The sequence below is a fragment of the Isoptericola nanjingensis genome, assembly GCF_050311635.1.
Taxonomy (GTDB): Bacteria; Actinomycetota; Actinomycetes; order Actinomycetales; family Cellulomonadaceae; genus Isoptericola; species Isoptericola nanjingensis.
This window is the reverse complement of record NZ_JBNOZL010000009.1, coordinates 94,333-112,487: the sequence shown is the minus strand read 5'-3', so window position 1 is coordinate 112,487 and position 18,155 is coordinate 94,333. Positions and strand designations below refer to the sequence as shown.

Annotated in this window: 18 protein-coding genes; 4 read left to right on the top strand and 14 right to left on the bottom strand. The window is 75.3% G+C overall.

Annotated elements, in window-relative coordinates; translation table 11 throughout:
• Positions 1-6: 6 nt before the first annotated feature.
• Complete coding sequence (locus ACQP6G_RS18405) at positions 7-366, bottom strand: hypothetical protein (protein ID WP_429766467.1); 360 nt, start codon at positions 364-366, stop codon at positions 7-9.
• 52 nt (positions 367-418) lie between these two features.
• Entirely contained in the window at positions 419-655 is a 237-nt protein-coding gene (locus ACQP6G_RS18400) for a hypothetical protein (protein ID WP_429766465.1), read from the bottom strand.
• Positions 656-763: 108 nt separating this feature from the next.
• Between ACQP6G_RS18400 and ACQP6G_RS18395 the strand changes: the two genes are divergently transcribed.
• Positions 764-2,356, top strand: coding sequence for a phytoene desaturase family protein (locus ACQP6G_RS18395; RefSeq protein WP_429766464.1), 1,593 nt, complete (start codon positions 764-766; stop codon positions 2,354-2,356).
• 11 nt (positions 2,357-2,367) lie between these two features.
• Here ACQP6G_RS18395 and ACQP6G_RS18390 read toward each other — a convergent pair whose 3' ends face one another.
• Together ACQP6G_RS18390 and ACQP6G_RS18385 are read right to left on the bottom strand one after the other, a co-directional pair.
• Positions 2,368-3,372, bottom strand: coding sequence for a transglutaminase-like domain-containing protein (locus ACQP6G_RS18390; RefSeq protein ID WP_429766462.1), 1,005 nt, complete (start codon positions 3,370-3,372; stop codon positions 2,368-2,370).
• Between the two features lie 54 nt (positions 3,373-3,426).
• Positions 3,427-3,858 carry a nucleoside deaminase gene (locus tag ACQP6G_RS18385; protein WP_429766818.1) on the bottom strand — a complete coding sequence of 144 codons (432 nt, stop codon included), beginning with the start codon at positions 3,856-3,858 and terminating at the stop codon, positions 3,427-3,429.
• Positions 3,859-4,029: 171 nt separating this feature from the next.
• Here ACQP6G_RS18385 and upp point away from each other — a divergent pair, with 171 nt between their 5' ends.
• Positions 4,030-4,665 carry a uracil phosphoribosyltransferase gene (gene upp / locus ACQP6G_RS18380; RefSeq protein WP_429766460.1) on the top strand — a complete coding sequence of 212 codons (636 nt, stop codon included), beginning with the start codon at positions 4,030-4,032 and terminating at the stop codon, positions 4,663-4,665.
• A 21-nt stretch (positions 4,666-4,686) separates the two neighbouring features.
• Here the strand turns inward: upp and ACQP6G_RS18375 are convergent, their stop codons facing one another.
• On the bottom strand, positions 4,687-8,607 hold the full coding sequence (locus tag ACQP6G_RS18375; protein ID WP_429766459.1) for a sigma-70 family RNA polymerase sigma factor: 3,921 nt from the start codon (positions 8,605-8,607) through the stop codon (positions 4,687-4,689).
• Between the two features lie 217 nt (positions 8,608-8,824).
• Between ACQP6G_RS18375 and ACQP6G_RS18370 the strand changes: the two genes are divergently transcribed.
• On the top strand, positions 8,825-9,631 hold the full coding sequence (locus ACQP6G_RS18370; protein WP_429766457.1) for a hypothetical protein: 807 nt from the start codon (positions 8,825-8,827) through the stop codon (positions 9,629-9,631).
• Positions 9,632-9,659: 28 nt separating this feature from the next.
• Here the strand turns inward: ACQP6G_RS18370 and ACQP6G_RS18365 are convergent, their stop codons facing one another.
• The 6 genes from ACQP6G_RS18365 to ACQP6G_RS18340 form a co-directional block, all read right to left on the bottom strand.
• On the bottom strand, positions 9,660-9,968 hold the full coding sequence (locus ACQP6G_RS18365; protein WP_429766455.1) for a DUF1540 domain-containing protein: 309 nt from the start codon (positions 9,966-9,968) through the stop codon (positions 9,660-9,662).
• A gap of 166 nt (positions 9,969-10,134) precedes the next feature.
• Positions 10,135-10,560, bottom strand: coding sequence for a heat shock protein transcriptional repressor HspR (locus ACQP6G_RS18360; protein WP_429766453.1), 426 nt, complete (start codon positions 10,558-10,560; stop codon positions 10,135-10,137).
• Between the two features lie 70 nt (positions 10,561-10,630).
• Positions 10,631-11,635 carry a DnaJ C-terminal domain-containing protein gene (locus ACQP6G_RS18355; protein WP_429766451.1) on the bottom strand — a complete coding sequence of 335 codons (1,005 nt, stop codon included), beginning with the start codon at positions 11,633-11,635 and terminating at the stop codon, positions 10,631-10,633.
• Positions 11,636-11,739: 104 nt separating this feature from the next.
• Positions 11,740-12,375 carry a nucleotide exchange factor GrpE gene (gene grpE, locus ACQP6G_RS18350; RefSeq protein ID WP_429766449.1) on the bottom strand — a complete coding sequence of 212 codons (636 nt, stop codon included), beginning with the start codon at positions 12,373-12,375 and terminating at the stop codon, positions 11,740-11,742.
• Positions 12,372-14,255 carry a molecular chaperone DnaK gene (gene dnaK, locus ACQP6G_RS18345; RefSeq protein WP_429766447.1) on the bottom strand — a complete coding sequence of 628 codons (1,884 nt, stop codon included), beginning with the start codon at positions 14,253-14,255 and terminating at the stop codon, positions 12,372-12,374. The genes grpE and dnaK overlap by 4 nt, the downstream gene beginning before the upstream one ends.
• Positions 14,256-14,470: 215 nt before the next feature.
• Positions 14,471-15,421 (bottom strand): cold-shock protein, encoded by a 951-nt coding sequence (locus ACQP6G_RS18340; RefSeq protein ID WP_429766445.1) that lies wholly within the window; start codon positions 15,419-15,421, stop codon positions 14,471-14,473.
• A gap of 94 nt (positions 15,422-15,515) precedes the next feature.
• Here ACQP6G_RS18340 and ACQP6G_RS18335 point away from each other — a divergent pair, with 94 nt between their 5' ends.
• A complete protein-coding gene (locus ACQP6G_RS18335) occupies positions 15,516-16,163 on the top strand; it encodes a hypothetical protein (RefSeq protein ID WP_429766443.1) in 648 nt (215 codons plus the stop codon).
• A 15-nt stretch (positions 16,164-16,178) separates the two neighbouring features.
• On the opposite strand, the gene ACQP6G_RS18330 is transcribed toward ACQP6G_RS18335, so the two are convergent.
• The 3 genes from ACQP6G_RS18330 to ACQP6G_RS18320 form a co-directional block, all read right to left on the bottom strand.
• A complete protein-coding gene (locus ACQP6G_RS18330) occupies positions 16,179-16,832 on the bottom strand; it encodes a flavin reductase family protein (RefSeq protein ID WP_429766442.1) in 654 nt (217 codons plus the stop codon).
• Between the two features lie 43 nt (positions 16,833-16,875).
• On the bottom strand, positions 16,876-17,352 hold the full coding sequence (locus tag ACQP6G_RS18325) for a GNAT family N-acetyltransferase (RefSeq protein ID WP_429766441.1): 477 nt from the start codon (positions 17,350-17,352) through the stop codon (positions 16,876-16,878).
• Positions 17,353-17,445: 93 nt separating this feature from the next.
• Entirely contained in the window at positions 17,446-18,123 is a 678-nt protein-coding gene (locus tag ACQP6G_RS18320) for a histidine phosphatase family protein (protein ID WP_429766439.1), read from the bottom strand.
• Positions 18,124-18,155: the final 32 nt, after the last annotated feature.

Sequence of the window (18,155 nt, the reverse complement as noted above, 5' to 3'; positions counted from 1 at the left end):
GCGCGGCTACGGCGTCGAGACGAGGCGGCAGCCCCGGACGCTCTCGGCGTCGATCAGGCTCCCGTCGCCGCCGGGGACGACGGGCAGCGCGCCGCGCCCCAGCCCACCGAGGTAGACGGCGGCCTCGGTGCCGGCCTCGGCGTCGTCGGCCTTGCGGCGCCGCACGTCGATCCGGGTGACGGTCACGGCGTGCTCACCCGTCGGCAGGTGCAGCACCGCGGGCTGACCGGTGCGCACCCGCCCGGACGTCACGGTGCCGGTGAGCACGTGGCCCCGCGTCGGGACGGCGAAGACGGTGTCGACCAGCAGCTCGAACGGCTCCACGGGGCCAGGTGAGGCCGGCGTCCGGCGCGAGAAGATCCCCATGGCAGACGACGATATCCGCCGCGCGGCGGAGCCCCGGCCCCGCATCAGCGCATCAGGTACGCGACGTCGCCGTTGCTCGATCGCAGCTCCGCTCCCCGGTGACGCCGGACGCGACGACGTCGCCGTCCGCGACCAGCTCGACGGTGCCGACCGCCGCGTACGACTCGTGCTGCGTCGTCGTGCTCGCGACGGCACGGTCCACGAGGAACAGCGGGCCACGAGGAACATCGTGCCCCGGGCCACGGCGAGCATCCCGACGACGAGGCGGGCCGGCGTCCGTGCTGGTCATGACGCCGAGACTAGGCTGCGTCGTATCGGCCGGACAGTGCGCGCACCCACGTCGTCACGGTAGGGAGATCCCATCCCGAGGGCGCCCGCGGCGGCCGGGGGAGGCAGCATGCTGGACGCCGTCGTGGTCGGCTCGGGGCCCAACGGGCTCGCGGCCGCGGTGACGCTCGCCCGCGCAGGGCTGTCGGTGACGGTCCTGGAGGCGAACGAGACCGTCGGCGGCGGCGCCCGGACGCTCGCTCCCGGCGACGACGGCGACCTGGCCGCGGGCCTGCCCGCCGGCGTCGCGCACGACCTGTGCTCGGCGGTGCACCCGATGGCGTGGGCGTCGCCGTTCTTCCGCGCGTTCGACCTGCGGGCGCACGGCGTCGAGCTCCTCACCCCCGAGGTGTCCTACGCGCAGCCGCTGCCCGGCGGGCGGGCCGCCGTCGCGTACCGCGACCTGGAGCGCACGGCCGAGCGCCTCGGGCCCGACGGCGCGGCGTGGCGCTCCCTGCTCGGCCCGCTGGCAGCGCGGTGGGAGGCCGTGGTCGCGGTCGCGCTGGGCGACCGCCGGTCGGTGCCGCCCGGGGTGCTCGACGGCGCCGACCCCGTGCGCGCGACGCTCGCCGCCGCCCGGTTCGGCCTCGGCCTCGCGGAGCAGGGCACGGCGGCCTGGGACGGCCGGTTCTCCGGCGAGGCGGCACCCGCGCTGCTCACCGGCGTGGCGGCGCACACCATCACCCGGCTGCCGTCGCTGTCCGGCGCCGGCACCTCGCTGCTGCTCGGCGCACTCGCCCACGCCACCCCCGCGCGCCGAGGTCGAGGCGAGGCGCTCGAGGTCGATGCCCCCGACCTCGACCTCGGGCGCTCGCCTCGACCTCGCGGGTTCGACGGCGGCTGGCCGGTGCCCCGCGGCGGGTCCGGGGCGATCGTGGCGGCGCTCGTCGCGGACCTGGAGGCGCACGGCGGCACGGTCGTGACGGGCCACCGGGTGCGCACCCCGGCGGACCTGCCCGCCGCGCGCGCCGTCCTGTTCGACACGACGCCCCGCACGCTGCTCGACGTGCTGGGCCCCGCCGTCCCGCCGGGCCTGCGCCGCGCCCTGGGGGCGTTCCGCCACGGGAACGCGGCCGCCAAGGTGGACTACGTGCTGTCCGGCCCGGTGCCGTGGGCGGACCCGGAGGTGGGCCGCGCCGGCACGGTGCACGTGGGCGGCACCCGGGCGGAGATGGCCGCGGCGGAGAACGAGGTCGCCGCGGGCCGGCACGCCGAGCGTCCCGTGTGCCTGGTCAGCGATCCCACGGTTACGGACCCGTCCCGCCGGGTCGTCTCCGGGACGGGCGCGCTGCGGCCCCTGTGGGCGTACACGCACGTGCCCGCGGGCTCCGACGTGGACGTCACGGAGACCGTCACCGCGCAGGTCGAGCGCTTCGCGCCGGGGTTCCGCGACGTCGTCGTGGCCAGCCGGGCGATCCCCGCCGCCGCCATGGCGGAGCACAACCAGAACTACGTCGGCGGGGACATCTCCGCCGGCGCCGCGACGATGTGGCAGATGGTCTCCCGCCCGACCCTGCGCGCGAACCCCTACCGCGTGGCCGGGGGCGTCTACCTCTGCTCGGCGTCGACCCCGCCCGGCCCCGGCGTGCACGGCATGGGCGGGTGGCACGCCGCCCGGCGCGCGCTGCGCGACGTCTTCGGCGTGCGCGTCGCGGCGCTCTAGCCCACAGCCGGTCAGGCCGGGGCGGCGGCCCAGCTCGTGGTGCGCTCGCGCAGGTCGGTGACGCCGACGCGCCCCGTCGGCGAGAGCGTCGCCACGCGCGCCTGCGGCCCCAGCCCCGACCGGTAGCGCTCCGCGAGGGTGGCCTCCGCGTCGCTGTCGCCGGCGTCGGCGGCCACGAGCAGCGCGGCGAGGGCGTCGGTGACGGCGTCCCACGCGTCGTCCGACAGCGGCACCGCGGGCACGTACCCGGGCGGCGATGCGGCGGCGAGCGCCGCCAGGCCCCGGTGGGGAGGCAGGGCGCCCCACACGTCCCACAGCAGCACCTCGTCGCGCATCCGGTGCGCCAGCTCGAGCAGCACGTAGCCGCGCACGAAGTCCTTGCCCCCCAGCTCGGGCAGGTCCGGCGCGACGCCGTAGGACGCCGGGTCCACCGCCCCGGCGCGGATCGCGCGCCACACCTCGGCAGCGGTGGGGAACGGCGACGCCGGCCCGGTGGGCATGTCGCGCACGTCGAACCCCCACGAGCCGTCGTCGGGCAGCTCGGGGTCCCAGCGCACCCAGCGTCCCCCGCCCGCGCCGTCGTCCGCCCAGTGCTCGACGACGACGTGGTCGTGGAAGAACGTCGGCTCGAAGTACCCGGCGAACCCGATCCGCGACCGGGCGGGCACGCCGTGCTGGCGCAGCACCCCGAGGGAGAACAGCGTGTGGTCGCGGCAGCACCCGGCGACCAGCTGGGCGGGCTCGCGGTCCGCGGCGAGCGGCCCGGGGCGGCGCTCGACGGCGGCGTCGAGCAGCGACGCCAGCCACCGGCGGTCGACGTCCGCGCGCTGCTCGTCCCGCAGCGGCACCCCGCCGGCACGGTAGTGCACGATCGTCGCGCACGCCGCGGCGCCGACCGACGCCTGGTCGGGGGCGACCTCCCGGAGCAGGTCGGCGTGCGCGCCGGGGTCGGAGAACGCGCTGTGCCGGGCGTAGTCGGCCAGGGTGGGTGCCGCCGGGCGTGCCGTCGTGTCCATGCCGTGCTGACCTCCGTCGTCGTGGGGACTCATCGGCCCGCACGGACGTCGTCGTCAGCGGCGGGACTCGAAGAAGTCTCGCAGGATTCCGCCGCACTCGTCCTCGCGCACGCCGCCGACCACCTCGACGGCGTGGTTGGCGCGCTGGTCGCGCACGAGGTCCCACACGGAACCCGTGGCGCCGGCCTTGGGGTCCCAGGCGCCGAGGACGAGCCGCCGCACGCGCGCCGCGACGAGCGCACCCGCGCACATCACGCACGGCTCGAGCGTGACGACGAGCGTGCAGCCCTCGAGCCGCCACTCGCCGCGCGTGGTGGCGGCCTGCCGCAGCGCGAGCACCTCGGCGTGCGCCGTCGGGTCCCCGGTCTCCTCGCGGCGGTTGCGACCGAGCCCGACGAGCCGGCCGTCCGCGTCGACGACGAGCGCGCCCACGGGGACGTCGTCGGACGCGAGAGCGTGCGACGCCTCGTGCAGCGCCAGCCCCATGAGCGCGTCCCACACCGCGCGCCGCTGGCTGACCGTGTGCGGCGGGAACTCGCCGTCCGCCCAGGGCAGCGCGAGGCCGGGGCGCACGGGACCGGGCGCGGCGTCGGACGTCACAGGACCAGGCTAGCCGCGGAGAGGTGCCCGGACCCTTCCCGCCGGTACCGTGGGTCCATGCGCCTGCACGTCGCCGACCACCCGCTGGTGGACCACAAGCTCACCGTCCTCCGCGACGAGAACACCCCGTCGGCGACGTTCCGTCTCCTCGTCGACGAGCTCGTGACCCTGCTCGCCTACGAGGCGACGCGGCACGTGCGCACGGAGCCGAAGGAGATCCGCACCCCGGTCACCACGACCACGGGCGTGCGCCTCAGCGACCCGAGCCCCATCGTGGTGCCGATCCTGCGGGCCGGGCTGGGGATGCTCGAGGGCATGACGCGGATGATCCCGACGGCGGAGGTCGGCTTCCTCGGCCTGCAGCGCGACGAGTCCACGTACGAGGCCGTCACGTACGCGAACCGCCTGCCCGACGACCTCACCGACCGGCAGGTGTTCCTCCTCGACCCGATGCTCGCCACCGGCGGCACGCTGGTCGCGGCCATCGACTACGTGCTGGAGCGCGGCGCCCGCGACGTCACCGCCGTGTGCCTGCTCGCCACCCCCGAGGGGCTGAAGGTGCTCGACGACGCGATCGGCTCGCGCGTCGACGTGCAGATCGTCGTGGCCGCCGTCGACGAGCGGCTCAACGACCAGAAGTACATCGTGCCCGGCCTGGGCGACGCCGGGGACCGGCTGTACGGCATCGTCTGACCGGTCCGGGCCCGGGAGGGCTCAGCGGTACTCGCAGTCCCCGATGCGCTCCCAGGTGCGGCCCCAGCCGTGACCCCGGGCGTGGTCCCCGTCCTGACGCTTCTGCGCGCTGTCCGGGCCGTCCTCGCCGCGGCCGACGTAGCGGTAGTTCGCGCCGCGCCACGACGCGACGTCGCCCACCTCGTACCCACCGCTCCAGCGGACCCGGTCCGCGCACCAGCCGGTCGTGCCCGTGAAGGGGTCGACGGCGAGGTCGGCGGACCAGTCGCCGGCGCGCACGGTGTACCTGGCGCCGTCGCGGCCCCGCACCGTGCCCCCGTCGGCGGTCAGGCTCTGGCGGGCGGGCACGGTCACGTCGACGGACGCGCCGTTCGAGCCGCGCACCGCGAAGTCCTGCGGCACCGACGACCCGGTGTTGTCGAGCACCACCGACACCGCCCGGGTGGACGTCGAGCGCCACCGCCCCTTCTCCACCTGCACGGCGCCCGGGTCCAGCCGCGCCTGCGGGTCGACGACGACGCACGACACGGCGTCGTGGTCGAACGTCCGCTCGACCGACCGCGTGCGCTTCTCGATCTCGCGGGAGAGCCGCACCGTGACGTGGCCGGCGTCGGCCGTCAGCCCGCCCGGGGAGGTGCGGAGCGTGGCGGTGGAGCCCGGCTCGACCGACGTCCCGTCCCCGTCGCCGAGGGCCGCCGTCCACGCGACGTCGCCACGGTTGCGCACGTCGACCTCCACCCGCGCCCGGTCGTCGACGCACCGGGTCGCGGTGGACACGTCCACCGATCCGGGCCAGGTCACCGTGGCGCAGCTCTCGAAGGCCGGCACGTCCACGGTGGCGAGGTCGCGCCCGTCGGCGGTGACCGCCAGGCTGCGGGTGCCCCACGGCACGGACACCGTGAGGGTGCCGGTGGCGCCGGCGGCGACCGTCGCGGCATCCCCGTTCCCGGCACCGTCCGACGCCGCGAAGCGCACCGCGTGCGTGGAGCCGCCGTTGTCCACGGGGACGGTGACGGTGCGCCACGACCTGTCGGCGGAGGCGTCGAACCGGCACTCGGCCGCGGTGAGCGTCACCGGCCCGCCGACGGCGGGCGCGAGCGTCGCGGCGTCGTACGACGCCGTCGGGGCGACGGCGGGCACCACGCCCTGCGCGGGCTCGTCGTTGTCGCGGTCGGCCACCCAGCGGTACAGCTGGAACTCGGCGGCGCCCGCGGAGAGCGACGTGCGGTCCGTGGCGGCGACGAAGGTCGCGCTCTCGCCCGGCGCGAGCCGCTTCGGCTCGGTGCTGACCCCGGCGGCGGTCATCGCGACCCGCATCGCCTCGTCGCTGGTGTTGGTGAGCGTGCCGCGCACCTGCAGGCGGCCGTCGACGTTCACGGTCTCGGCGGTCTTCGAGACGGCCCAGCTCGGGTCGTAGCACTCCGCGGAACCGTGCGTCCCGGCGGGCACGCTGGTCCGGTACGTCTGGCCGCCGAGGGTCGTCGCGACCGTCCACGTGGCGCCGCCCGCGGGGACCCGGAGCCCGTCGGGCACCCGCACGGTGACCGACGCACCCGGCGCGACCTCCTGCGCCGCCGCGGCGGTGTCTCCCGCGGCGTCGAGCCGCACCGCGAGGCTCTGGTCGGTGAGGTTGACGTACGTGCCCTCGACCACGGCGGAGGCCGTGGCCACGCCGCCGACCGCGGCGCACCGGGCCTCGACCGCGCGTGCCCCCGAGGCCGCGCCGGCCCACGACTGCGCCACCGTCACCGCGGCGTTGCCGCCCACGGTGTGCGGGGAGCCGGGCAGCTGCGGTGCGGCGGAGACCGCCATCGGCCCGGGCGTGGCCGAGCCGTCCGCGACGACGCGCAGCCGGACGGACCGCTGCTCGCCCGGCGACAGCGGGGCGGCCTCGGGCTTGGCCACGCAGGTCCAGACGGCGCCCTGGTCGCCGCCCGCGCCCGGCACGCAGGCGAGGTCGCCGTCGCTCGTGACGGGCCGCAGCCCGGCGGGCACGCCCAGCTGCACCGACCAGGCGGCGGCGGGCTGGTCGCCGGTGTTCCGCACCGTGACGGGCACCCAGGCCGCGCCCGGGTTCGAGACCGGGACGGCGTCGCCGCTGGAGGCCGTGAGCTCCGCGCCGAACGGCCGCACGGTGGTGGGCGGCAGGGCGATGTTCTCCCGCCCCACGCCCTCGGCCCAGACCGCGGCCCCGATCGCGTAGCTGCCGCCGGCGTTCGCGCGCACCGGCACCGAGACGTCGCGGGACGTGCCCGGCTCGAGGGTGCCGACCGTGCAGCGCGCCGTCCGCGCCGTGGTGTCCCCCGGCGTGCACGACAGGGCGTCCGCCGCGAGCACGTCGCCGACGGACGCGCCGGCCGGCGCCTGTGGCATGGCCAGGTCGACGCCGTCCGGGAGCGCCACCTCGACGACCGTCTCGCTCGCCGTGGCCTTCCCCGTGTTGGCGACGGTGAGCACCAGGGGCTGCGCCGTGCGCGGGTCGAGGGGGGCACCGGCGGCCGTGACCGTGAGGTCCGCGACGGGGGCGAAGATCGTGGTGCCGAGCAGGTTGACCGGGTTCGTCGGGTCGGCGCTGGGCTCGGCCGGCTCGTCCGGCTCGTCCTCGGCGGGCCGCACCGCACCCTCGCCCGGCTGCTCCCCGGGCGGGGTCCACGGGGCGCCCTGGACGGTCACGGGCGCCTGCGGCGCGGCCGTGGGCGGCTCCTCCCCGCCGCCGAGCGCGTTGAGCACCGTGACGACCCCGACGGTCGCGACGGCGACCGCGCTCGCCGCGGCGGCGACGCTCGCCGTGCCGACGGCGGCGCCCGCAGCGGCCGCGGTGCCCGCCGTAGCCGCCGCCGTCGTGCCCGCGGTGGCGGCGGTCGCCGTGGCGGCTCCGGCGGCCGTCGTCCCGGCCGCCGTCGTACCGGCCGTCGCGGCCGCCGTCGTCCCGGCGGCGGCGCTGCTCGTGACGCCCGCGCCGCCGGTGATGCTCGCGCCCCCGACCACGCCGGTGCCGACCGTGCCCGACGCGGCGGTGCTGGTGCCCGCGACCGCGCCGACGCTCCCCGCGCTCCCGGCACCCGCGGCGCTGCCGGCCCCCACGCTCCCGGCCGCGACGGACCCGCCGAAGGCACCGCCCAGCGCGCCCCCGATGGGCAGCGCGCCGACGACGGCGAGGCCCGCGAGCCCGACGACCAGCGGCGCCACGACCGCCCGCATGCCGTGCGCGATGTCCCCGAGCTCGAGCACGAGGGACCGGCACTCCCCGCACGTCTCGAGGTGCGCGTCGACCTTCGCCACCTCGCGCCGGGCGAGGCCGCCCCGCACGTAGGCGCCGAGCAGAGGGTTCACGACGCGGCAGCCGTCGGTGGGCGCGTGCGTGAGGTGCTCCTGCAGGTAGCCGACCCGCAGCCCCTCGCGAGCGCGGTAGGCGAGCGCGGACACGCCGTTGGGCGTGAGCCCGAGGATCGGGGCCACCTCCGCGGGCGCACGCCCCTCGATCTCCGTGTACCAGAGCACGGCCTGCCAGCGCTCCGGCAGCGCCTGGTAGGCGTTCTTGACCACGGAGTGCTCGAAGCCCTCGAACGTGGCGACGTCGGTGGGGTCCACGAGGCCGAGCGCGGCCTCGAACGTGCCGTCGTCGGACGTCGGGCGGGTGCGCTTCACGCCCCGCGCGAGGTCGGCGGCGAGGCGCCGCACCACGGTGAGCAGGTAGGCGCGGAAGGTCGCGTCCGGGCCGCCGCCGTGCTGGAGCACGTCGAGCACGCGGTGGAACGCCTCCGACACGAGGTCGTCCGCGTCGGCCGACGACCGGACGTACTGCCGGGCCACAGCTCGCGCCGCCGGGACGTGCCGGGTGTAGAGGGCCCCGTACGCCTCGAGGTCACCGCCGCGCACGTCGAGGATCAGCTCGGCGTCGCTGCGCGCCGAGTCGTCTGACCCCACGTAGACGTCCGTCATGGCCGACCTCACTCTGGCTGCACTGCGCACCCAACCGCAGACTCCCGTACTCTACGTGCTCCCCGCCTCGTCCTCCGGGGTGAAATTCCCCAGGAACAGCGCAGGATTCCCGCAGTTTTCCGTGCCTCGGGCAGCGGAGAGGGCTATCCCGGGGCACCTACCGATGAAAGTGGCCGACAACTGCGTCATGATGGCTGACCATGGCGGTCCCATCCACATGAACCGGTCCACGAGCGGGCCCCGCGGCGCGCCCGAGAACGATGCGCCCGAGCACGACGCACCCGAGCACGTCCCGGACGTGCTCGACCGCTGGCGCGCGACGAGTCTCGCCGAGGTGTGGCTGCGTCCCGACGACTGGTACCACCCCGCCGTCGACGCCCTCGTCGAGGCCTTCGACGAGGGCCGCTCCCCCCACGCCGCCGCGCACCGGCTCGGCGCCGCGCGCGGGCGGGCCGGCGTCGGCCTGGGCGAGACGCTGGACGACGTCGAGTGCCTGTACCGCTCCGCCCACCGCCCGCCGGACCCCGACGCGATCCGCGCGGTCGCCGTCGGGTGGGTGCGAGGCCGGGACGCAGAGCCGGCCCTCGGCGCGCTGCGCGACCCCAGCTCGGGGCTGCCCACCCGCGAGTACCTGGCCGAGCGGCTGCGGGAGACGTACGGCGCCGCCGTCGGCGCGGACCAGGGCGCGCCGGACACGCACTGCCTCGTCGTCGTGGACGTCGCCGTCGACGGCCTCGCCCCGTGGGACCGCGCCGCACGCTCCGCGACCGTCGGCCGCGCCCTCGAGCAGGTCTTCGGGGAGGGTCATCCGATGGCCGCCCTCACGGACGGCGTGTTCACGGTGCTCGCGCGGCGCGACACGGGGGTGCCCGACCTGGCCAAGGCCACCCGCGGGGTGGTGGAGCGCAACGCCGCGCTCATGGGCCTCGGGGACGTGCTGAGGCGCCCCACCCGGGTGTGGGTGGAGCGCCTCCCGACGTCGCACGCCGCCGCCGTCGAGCTGCTGACGCAGCTGGCCCGCTAGCCGCCCCGGGGGCGCCCCGGGGATCGGGTCACTGCTGCGCGTACGTGAGGCAGTCGGCGTGGCTCTCGTCGTCGGGGCCGGGGCCGACGCGGATGGCCGACGCCGCGCACTCGAGGTCGGTGTTGTGGACGCAGTCGCCGCGCTGGCAGGCGCCCACGTGGGCGACGACCTTCTCGAGGCCGCCCTTGGAGCTCAGCGGGATGAACGTGGCGCACGCCGCGTCGCCGCTGTGCCCCGCGATCGTCACCGCCCCGGCGTGGCAGCCGTGGTCGTGGTTGTAGCCGCAGCCCTCGACCGTGCACTCGGTGACCTCGGGCATCTCCATCAGCGTGCTCATGGTGCGCTCCTCGCCGCTCGACGCCGGCTCTCGCCGCCTTCGACCACGATATTCCTCTCGCACGGAATTGCACAGTGAATGCGCGATCGAATTCGCGACGGGTCGAATAAGGAATGCCTTACCCATTGCCCCGAGAATTAGCGAAGAATTGCGTTGCGGAAAGTCGTCAGCCGCGGCGGTGCGGGCGCCACAGCACCAGCGCGCCCTCCTCGGCCTCGAGATCGGCCCGCTCCGCGCGGCGCACGCGCTGGCCGCGGCGCACGACGACGACGTCGCCCGTCGTGCCGGCCGTGAACACCCGGCCTCCGGGCTGCAGGGCGAGCGCCGCGAGCCGGCCCTCGAGCTGGGCGACGTGCTCCTGCAGGTCGAGGATGCGCCGGATCCCGGCGAGGTTGATGCCCTCCACCTGCGCGAGGCGCTGCACCTCGAGCAGCCGTGCGACGTCGCGCTGGGAGTAGCGCCGGCCGCGGCCGGCGGTGCGGCGCGGCGTGACCAGCCCGAGGCGGTCGTACTGCCGGAGCGTCTGCGGGTGCATGCCCGCGAGCCGGGCCGCCTGCGACACGGTCAGCACCGGCGCGTCCTCGGTGACCATCGCTACCTCCTCGCTCGGTGCCGCTCCTCGGTGCCGCCCCGGGCCGGTCGGCCCGCGCCCCGCCGCGGCGTCATTCCGCCGCGCGCTGCGCGAGCCCCGCCCGCACGTCCTCGTGGTCGCTCTCGGCGGCGAACGCCTCGAGCGCCTCCTTCGCCTTCTTGCTGAGCTTCTGCGGCACGGCCACCTGGACCGTGACCAGCAGGTCGCCCTGCGCCTTCGTGGTCCTGACGCCGCGGCCCTTGACCCGCAGCACCCGCCCGGTGGGCGTGCCGGCCGGCACCTTGAGCTTCACGGTGTGCCCGTCGAGCGTCGGCACCTCGACCGTCGTGCCCAGCGCGGCCTCCGCGAACGTCACCGGGACCGTCATGCGCAGGTTGGCGCCGTCGAGCGTGAACACCGGGTGCGGCGCGACGTGCACGGTGACCACGAGGTCGCCGGCGTCGCCGCCGCCCGAGCCCGGGCGCCCCTTGCCGCGGATGCGCAGCTTGCGGCCGTCGTTCACCCCGGCGGGGATCTTGGTCTTGACCTTGCGGCCGTCCACCGTGAACTCGACGGTGGCGCCCTCCACCGCCGTACGGAACGGCAGCGTGGTCTCGGCCGCGACGTCCGGGCCCCTCTGCGGCGTGGTGAAGCCGGCGCGCTGCCGGCCGCCGCGGAAGCCCCCCTGGCCGCCGAGCATGGAGCTGAGGATGTCCTCGAAGCCCCCGCCGCCCGCACCACCCTGGGGGTACTGCTGGTAGCGCACGTTCGGGCCGGCACCGCCGCCGAACATCGAGCCGAAGACGTCCTCGAACCCGTTGCCGCCGCCCCCGCCCGGGCCCGCCGCGAAGCGGGCGCCGCCGGCCATGGCGCGCACGGCGTCGTACTGCTGGCGCTGCTCGGAGTCGGACAGCACGGCGTACGCCTCGCCGATCTCCTTGAACTTCGCCTCCGCCGACGCGTCGCCCGGGTTCTGGTCCGGGTGGTACTGGCGCGCGAGCTTGCGGTACGCCTTCTTGATGGCCGCGTCGTCCGCGTCCTTGGGGACGCCGAGAGCGGAGTAGAAGTCCTTCTCGATCCAGTCCTGACCTGTCACGACGCCCTCCTTCCTGTCATTGTCCGCGAGATCGACCCGCCCGTCGTGAGTTCGACCCTGGGCAGGTCGGTCTCACGACGGGCAGGTCGATCTCGCGGATGGTGTCACTCGGGGCCGACGACGCCCACGCGGGCGGCGCGGACGACCCGGTCGCCGATGCGGTAGCCGGGCTCGACCACCATCGCGACGGTGGTCACCGTCGCCTCGGGGTCCACGTTGTGCATGAGCGCCTCGTGGACGTTGGGGTCGAACTCCTCCCCGACCGCGCCGAACCGCTCGATGCCGAACCTCGCCAGCGACGCGTCGAGCTTCTCCGCGATGGCCGCCATGGGCCCGCTCAGCTCGGCGTGCTGCTTGGCGCGCTCGATGTCGTCGAGCACCGGCAGCAGCGCGGCGAGCACGTCCTGCGTGCCCTGGGTCCGCGCCGCCTCCTGGTCGCGCAGCGACCGGTTGCGGTAGTTCGTGAACGACGCCCGCTCGCGCTGCAGCGCGTCCAGGTGCTGGGCCGCCTCCGCCTTCGCCGCCAGGACCTCGGCGCTCTCGGCGGCCTCGCCCTCGGGCTCGAAGTCGAGCGCCGCGAGCGGGTCGACGCCCTCGGGCTCGCCCTGGTCGCCGGCGGCGCCGGACGCCTCCCGGGCCTCCCCGGACGTCGGGTCGACCTTCCGCTTGTCCGTGAAGCTGAACGGGGTTTCCCCCGAGCCCTCGGGCTCGGGGGTCCCCTGCGTGTTCTCGTCCGTCACTTCTTGTCGTCCTCGTCGTCGACGATCTCGGCGTCGACCACGTCCTCGTCGGGGGCGGACGTCGCGCCCGCGGCAGCGGCCGCGTCGTCCTCCGCCGCCGGGGTGTCGCCCGCGGCCTGCTCCTGCTCGGCCGTGGCGTAGAGCGCCTGGCCGATCTTCTGCGAGGACGCGCCGAGCTTCTCGTACGCGGCCTTCACCGCGTCGGCGTCCTCGCCCTCCAGGGCGGTCTTGACGCCGGCGATGTCGGCCTCGACCTCGGTCACGACCTCGGCGGGGAGCTTGTCGCGGTTGTCCGCGATCTGCTTCTCCATCGAGTACGCGAAGGCCTCGGCCTGGTTGCGGGTCTCCGCCTCCTCGCGACGCTTCTTGTCCTCGGCGGCGTGCTCCTCGGCGTCCTTCACCATGCGGTCGATGTCCTCCTTGGGGAGGGCCGACCCGCCGGTGATCTTCATCGACTGCTCGGTGCCCGTGCCGCGGTCCTTGGCGGACACGTGCACGATGCCGTTCGCGTCGATGTCGAAGGTGACCTCGATCTGCGGGACGCCGCGCGGCGCCGGGGCGATGCCGGTGAGCTCGAACGTGCCCAGCGGCTTGTTGTCGCGGGTGAACTCGCGCTCGCCCTGGAAGACCTGGATCGCCACGGACGGCTGGTTGTCCTCCGCCGTGGAGAAGATCTCGCTGCGCTTGGTCGGGATGGCCGTGTTGCGCTCGATGAGCTTGGTCATCACGCCGCCCTTGGTCTCGATGCCGAGGGACAGCGGGGTGACGTCGATGAGCAGCACGTCCTTGCGCTCGCCGCCGATGACGCCGGCCTGCAGGGCCGCGCCCACGGCGACGACCTCGTCCGGGTTGACGCCCTTGTTGGGCTCGCGACCACCGGTGAGCTCCTTGACGACCTCGGTCACGGCCGGCATGCGGGTGGAACCACCCACGAGCACGACGTGGTCGATGTCGGAGACCGAGATGCCGGCGTCGCGGATGACCGCGTGGAACGGCGCCTTGGTGCGGTCGATGAGGTCCTGCGTCATCTGCTGGAACTGCGCCCGCGTGAGCTTCTCGTCCAGGTGGACGGGGCCGTTCTCGCTCATCGACAGGTACTGCATCGAGATGCTGGTGCTCGTCGCGGACGAGAGCTCCTTCTTGGCCTGCTCGGCCGCCTCGCGCAGACGCTGCAGGGCGATCTTGTCCTTGGACAGGTCGACGCCCGCGCTGTTCTTCACCTGCTTGATGAGGTGGTCCACGATGCGCTGGTCCCAGTCGTCGCCGCCGAGGCGGTTGTCGCCGGACGTGGCGCGCACCTGGATGGTGGAGAAGTCGTCCTCGTCCTTGCCGACCTCGAGGAGCGAGACGTCGAACGTGCCGCCGCCCAGGTCGAAGACCAGGATGAGCTCGTCCTCCTTGCCCTTCTCCAGGCCGTAGGCGAGAGCCGCCGCGGTGGGCTCGTTGACGATGCGGGTCACGTTGAGGCCCGCGATCTGGCCGGCGTCCTTGGTCGCCTGGCGCTCGGCGTCGTTGAAGTACGCCGGGACGGTGATGACCGCGTCGGTGACGGGCTCGCCCAGGTACTCCTCGGCGTCGCGCTTGAGCTTGCCGAGCACGCGCGCGGAGATCTCCTGCGCGGTGTACTTCTTGTCGTCGATCTCGACCGACCAGTCGGTGCCCATGTGGCGCTTGACCGACGAGATGGTGCGGTCGACGTTGGTGACCGCCTGACGCTTGGCCACCTCACCGACGAGGACCTCGCCGGTCTTGGAGAACGCGACGACGGACGGCGTCGTGCGCGACCCCTCCGCGTTCGCGATGACGGTGGGCTCGCCGCCCTCCAGGACGGCGACCACCGAGTTGGTGGTACCCAGGTCGATACCGACTGCTCGAGCCATGTGTGCTGCCTCCATGCGTACGTCCGGGCGCCTGTGCACCCGAGGTTGAGTCAACTGCACTCAACGTAAATCTCGGCCTCCCCGCCTCGCAAACCGCGGGCGCCAAAGTTGAGTCTGCTTGGCTCAACCTTGCTCGGGGCGTCGATATTCCCGCAGGCAGACCCCGCTGTTCGCTGTGAGCGAACAGCGGGGCGGATGCTCCGGCCGGCTCGCGCTCAGATCAGCTCGACGCGGTCGGCCTGCGGCCCGCGGTCGCTCTGGCGCACCTTGAACCGGACCCGGTCGCCCTCTTCCAGGTACTCGCCGCCCTGCACGACCGACACGTGCACGAACAGGTCCGCGCCCCCCGCGTCGGGGGTGATGAAGCCGAAGCCGCGGTCCGCGTCGTAGCGCGCGACGGTGCCCTCACCGCCGCGCACCGGACCGCCGGACGCCGCGGGACGGCCCGACCGGCCACGGTCCCCCCGGTCACGGTCACGCCCGGTGGCCCCGTGCGCGCCCCCGGAGCCGCGCACGAGCCGCACGTCGCGGGCGTTCGGCCCCTTGTCGCCGTCGACGACGTCGAACGTCACGCGCGCGCCCTCGGCCAGCGAGCTCAAGCCCGGGCCGAGCGCGTTGACGTGGACGAAGAGGTCCGCGCCGCCCGCGTCAGGGGCGATGAACCCGAAGCCCTTGGTGTCGTCGAACCAGGAGACGGTGCCGTCCCCGCCGTCGGAGGCCGGCCGCGCCGCCTCCGACGCGAGCGGCAGCAGGTGGTCCGCCTGCGGACCCTTCTCCCCCTCGACGACCATGAACGCGACCCGCTGGCCCTCCGCGATCACCCCGCCCCCGACGATCGCCGAGCTGTGCACGAAGATCTCGACGCCGCCGTCGTCGGGCGTGACGAAGCCGTACCCCTTGGTCGGCTCGTACCAGTTCACGGTGCCGAGCACGCCCACCGGGGCGTCGGCGGCCCGGTCGCCCGTGACCCGGACGCGTCGCGCCTGCGGGCCACGGTCGCCCTCGCCCACCTCGAACTCGACGGTCTGCCCCTCGCGGAGCTGCTTCGGCCCGTCCTCGCCGACGATCTCGGACGCGTGCACGAAGAGGTCCTCGGCCTCGTTCCCGAGGTCGATGAAGCCGAACCCGCGGTCGGCGTCGAACCATCGGACTGTTCCCTGGGGCACCTGGTACTCCTCGTCTTGGCAGATAGTGCTCCCCCCAGTGTCGCGCGGAGAACGGTCACGGCAAGAATCGCCGGGCCTGTGGTGGGATCGCCCCATGCACCCCGAGTCCGCCGAGGAGTACTACGCCCGCGTCGCCGCGCAGACCGGCCCGGACGGGCGGCTGCCGGTCGCCGTCGAGGAGATGCCCGGCTGGGACATCTACCCGTACGAGGCGGACTCCCTCCGGATGAAGCCCCTGCGCCCGCTGGCCGACGCCGAGCCGCCGCGGCGCGGCGAGGATCCCGCCGACTGCTGGTGCGCCGGGACCCCCGAGGAACGGACGGCCCGGTTCGAGGGCTGGGTCTGGCGCAACGAGCGGTGGGTGCTCACGGCGGACCTCGCGCAGAGCCTGCCCGTGTTCCTCACCCTGGTGCCCGTCGCCCCGCACTGCGACCTGCCGTCGGTGCCCGCGGACCTCGCGGCCGAGATGGGGCAGCTGATCGTCGCGGTGTCGGCCGCCGTCGAGGCGCTGCCGAGCGTGGGCCGCGTGCAGCTCGCCAAGTGGGGCGACGGCGGGGCGCACCTGCACCTGGCGTTCCTCGGCAGGCCCGCCCGGGTGCTGCAGCTCCGCGGGTCGCCGCTGCTGGACTGGGCGGAGAACCTGCCCGACGTGCCGGCCGACGTCCTGCGCGCCAACGCCGCCGCCGTGGCGGCGCACCTGGTGGCCGCGCTCGGCGGCGAGGCCGGCACCCGGGACGGCTGACCCGGCCGGGAACGGTCAGCGGCGCCGGGTCCGCCCGAGGCGGGCGCCGGTACCGAAGTACTCGCGGAACACGTAGAGGGCCGGCGACCACGCGCCCGTGTCGACGTGCCCGGTGACGGTGTCCACGACGGCCCGGTCCGCGTGGACCGCGCGCACGTAGACCTCGACGATGCGGAAGTCCTCGCCGTCAGGACCCGCGGGGGCGTGGACCGCCTGCACCTCCGCCTCGCACTGGATCGCGCACTCGGCGATGCGCGGCGGGCGCACCAGCGTGGACGGCTGCGCGGTGAAGCCGCCCGGTGTCCACTTGTCCCCCGCGCTGCGGAAGCGGCCCTCCTTGTGCGGCGGGAGCGGGTCGCTGCCGCTGAACAACGCGATCGCCTCCACCTGCGACCAGCGGTCGGCGTGCGGGAAGTTGACCACGCACTCCCCCTCGCGCTCGAGGTTCGCGAGCGTCTGCGAGCCGGCGCCCCAGCCCAGCACGACCGTGCGCCCCAGCGTCCAGGCCGACGACATCGGGCCGATGTTCGCCGACCCGTCGGGGCTGGTCGTGGTGACCAGCGCGATCGGGGTGCCGACGTACAGCACCGGTGGGTCGATGGTCACGTGCGACGACGGGGCGCCCTGGGGCCCGGGGTCTCGCACGGAGGCAGCGGCGGTCTGGCTCATGCCCCCAGCATCGGGGCGGGACGCTTCGGCCCCCGCCGAACCGTCAGAGCGCCTTGCGCATCTGCTGCGTGACGACGGCGTACCCGGCGGAGTCGTACAGCGCGACGGCGGCGGCGTTGCGGCCGAAGACGTTCAGCTCCAGCGCGGTGGCGCCCGCCTGCCGGGCGGCGTCCTCCGTCGCCTCCAGCAGCGCGCGCCCCAGGCCCTGGCCCCGTCGCGACTCGACGACCTCGATGTCGTAGAGGAACGCGATCCCCGCCGTCCCGTGCGGCGGGTCCAGCGCCACCCAGGAGCGCCCGACCGGCTCGCCGACGGCGTCGACGGCGAGGCGGACGAGCATCCGTTCGGTCGCCGGCCCCTGCGGCAGGAGCGCTGCGGACTCGTCGCGGGCCCGCCGCACCGCGCCCTCGTACGGCCAGCGGCCCGCGGCGACCTGCTCCGCCGCGTAGTCCGCCGCCAGGGCGTCCTGCCACTCGTCGAACTCGGCCGGGGTCATCGGGCGCAGCGTCACCGTCGTCATGGACGCATGCTGGCACCGTTCCCGCGTCGACGTCGTCCCTGGTGTCCGCTCAGGGCCGGGACACGACACCGGGCACCACGTCGTGGCCGCCGTTCAGTCGTCGACCGGCTCTCCTGTCGGGTCGTGCGCGACGACGGCGTCGAGCTGCGCGCCGCCGACGGGCTCGCGCCGCCAGTCCACGAGCCGCCAGCCGGACTCCGGGTCGCCCTCGACCTCGATGAGGCCGGTGTTGGCGAGCGGGGTGTGCGCCAGCTCCTCGACGTCGAGCCCGCGGACACGCGCGCCCGACCACGCGCGGATGGCGGCGCCGTGCGAGACGGCGAGGACGACGCCGCGGTCGCGGGCCTCGCGACCGAGGGACATGAGCGCCGCGACCGCGTCGTCGAACCGGGCGAGGAACGCATGCCCGTCGGGCCCGCCGGGCATGCGCCGCGACCGGTCGCCGCGTGACCAGGCGAACACCGTCTCGAGGTAGGTGTGGTGGTCGGCCAGGTCGGACGACATCTCGAGGGCGCCGGCCTCGACCTCGCGCAGCCCGTCGAGCACCGTGGGGCGCAGGTCGCGGTCGGTGGCCAGCGGGCCGGCGGTGTACGACGTCCGCACCAGCGATGACACCGCGAGGGCGTCGATCCGCCGCCCCTGCAGGGCGACGGGCACGGCGGCGGCCTGCTGCTCGCCCAGCGGGGTCAGCCCGGGGCCGGGGGCGCCGGTGTCGAGCAGGCCCGCCACGTTGGAGGGGGTCTGGCCGTGTCGCAGCAGGAGGAGACGCATGCCTCCACCCTGTCAGAGGGACGCGGGCCCGC

Bases quoted from the DNA above. Each gene is read 5' to 3' on its own strand.
- ACQP6G_RS18405 (WP_429766467.1), bottom strand. From the start codon at position 366: ATGGGGATCTTCTCGCGCCGGACGCCGGCCTCACCTGGCCCCGTGGAG.
- ACQP6G_RS18400 (WP_429766465.1), bottom strand. From the start codon at position 655: ATGACCAGCACGGACGCCGGCCCGCCTCGTCGTCGGGATGCTCGCCGT.
- ACQP6G_RS18395 (WP_429766464.1), top strand. From the start codon at position 764: ATGCTGGACGCCGTCGTGGTCGGCTCGGGGCCCAACGGGCTCGCGGCC.
- ACQP6G_RS18390 (WP_429766462.1), bottom strand. From the start codon at position 3,372: ATGGACACGACGGCACGCCCGGCGGCACCCACCCTGGCCGACTACGCC.
- ACQP6G_RS18385 (WP_429766818.1), bottom strand. From the start codon at position 3,858: ATGGGGCTGGCGCTGCACGAGGCGTCGCACGCTCTCGCGTCCGACGAC.
- upp (WP_429766460.1), top strand. From the start codon at position 4,030: ATGCGCCTGCACGTCGCCGACCACCCGCTGGTGGACCACAAGCTCACC.
- ACQP6G_RS18375 (WP_429766459.1), bottom strand. From the start codon at position 8,607: ATGACGGACGTCTACGTGGGGTCAGACGACTCGGCGCGCAGCGACGCC.
- ACQP6G_RS18370 (WP_429766457.1), top strand. From the start codon at position 8,825: ATGAACCGGTCCACGAGCGGGCCCCGCGGCGCGCCCGAGAACGATGCG.
- ACQP6G_RS18365 (WP_429766455.1), bottom strand. From the start codon at position 9,968: ATGAGCACGCTGATGGAGATGCCCGAGGTCACCGAGTGCACGGTCGAG.
- ACQP6G_RS18360 (WP_429766453.1), bottom strand. From the start codon at position 10,560: ATGGTCACCGAGGACGCGCCGGTGCTGACCGTGTCGCAGGCGGCCCGG.
- dnaK (WP_429766447.1), bottom strand. From the start codon at position 14,255: ATGGCTCGAGCAGTCGGTATCGACCTGGGTACCACCAACTCGGTGGTC.
- ACQP6G_RS18335 (WP_429766443.1), top strand. From the start codon at position 15,516: ATGCACCCCGAGTCCGCCGAGGAGTACTACGCCCGCGTCGCCGCGCAG.
- ACQP6G_RS18330 (WP_429766442.1), bottom strand. From the start codon at position 16,832: ATGAGCCAGACCGCCGCTGCCTCCGTGCGAGACCCCGGGCCCCAGGGC.
- ACQP6G_RS18325 (WP_429766441.1), bottom strand. From the start codon at position 17,352: ATGACGACGGTGACGCTGCGCCCGATGACCCCGGCCGAGTTCGACGAG.
- ACQP6G_RS18320 (WP_429766439.1), bottom strand. From the start codon at position 18,123: ATGCGTCTCCTCCTGCTGCGACACGGCCAGACCCCCTCCAACGTGGCG.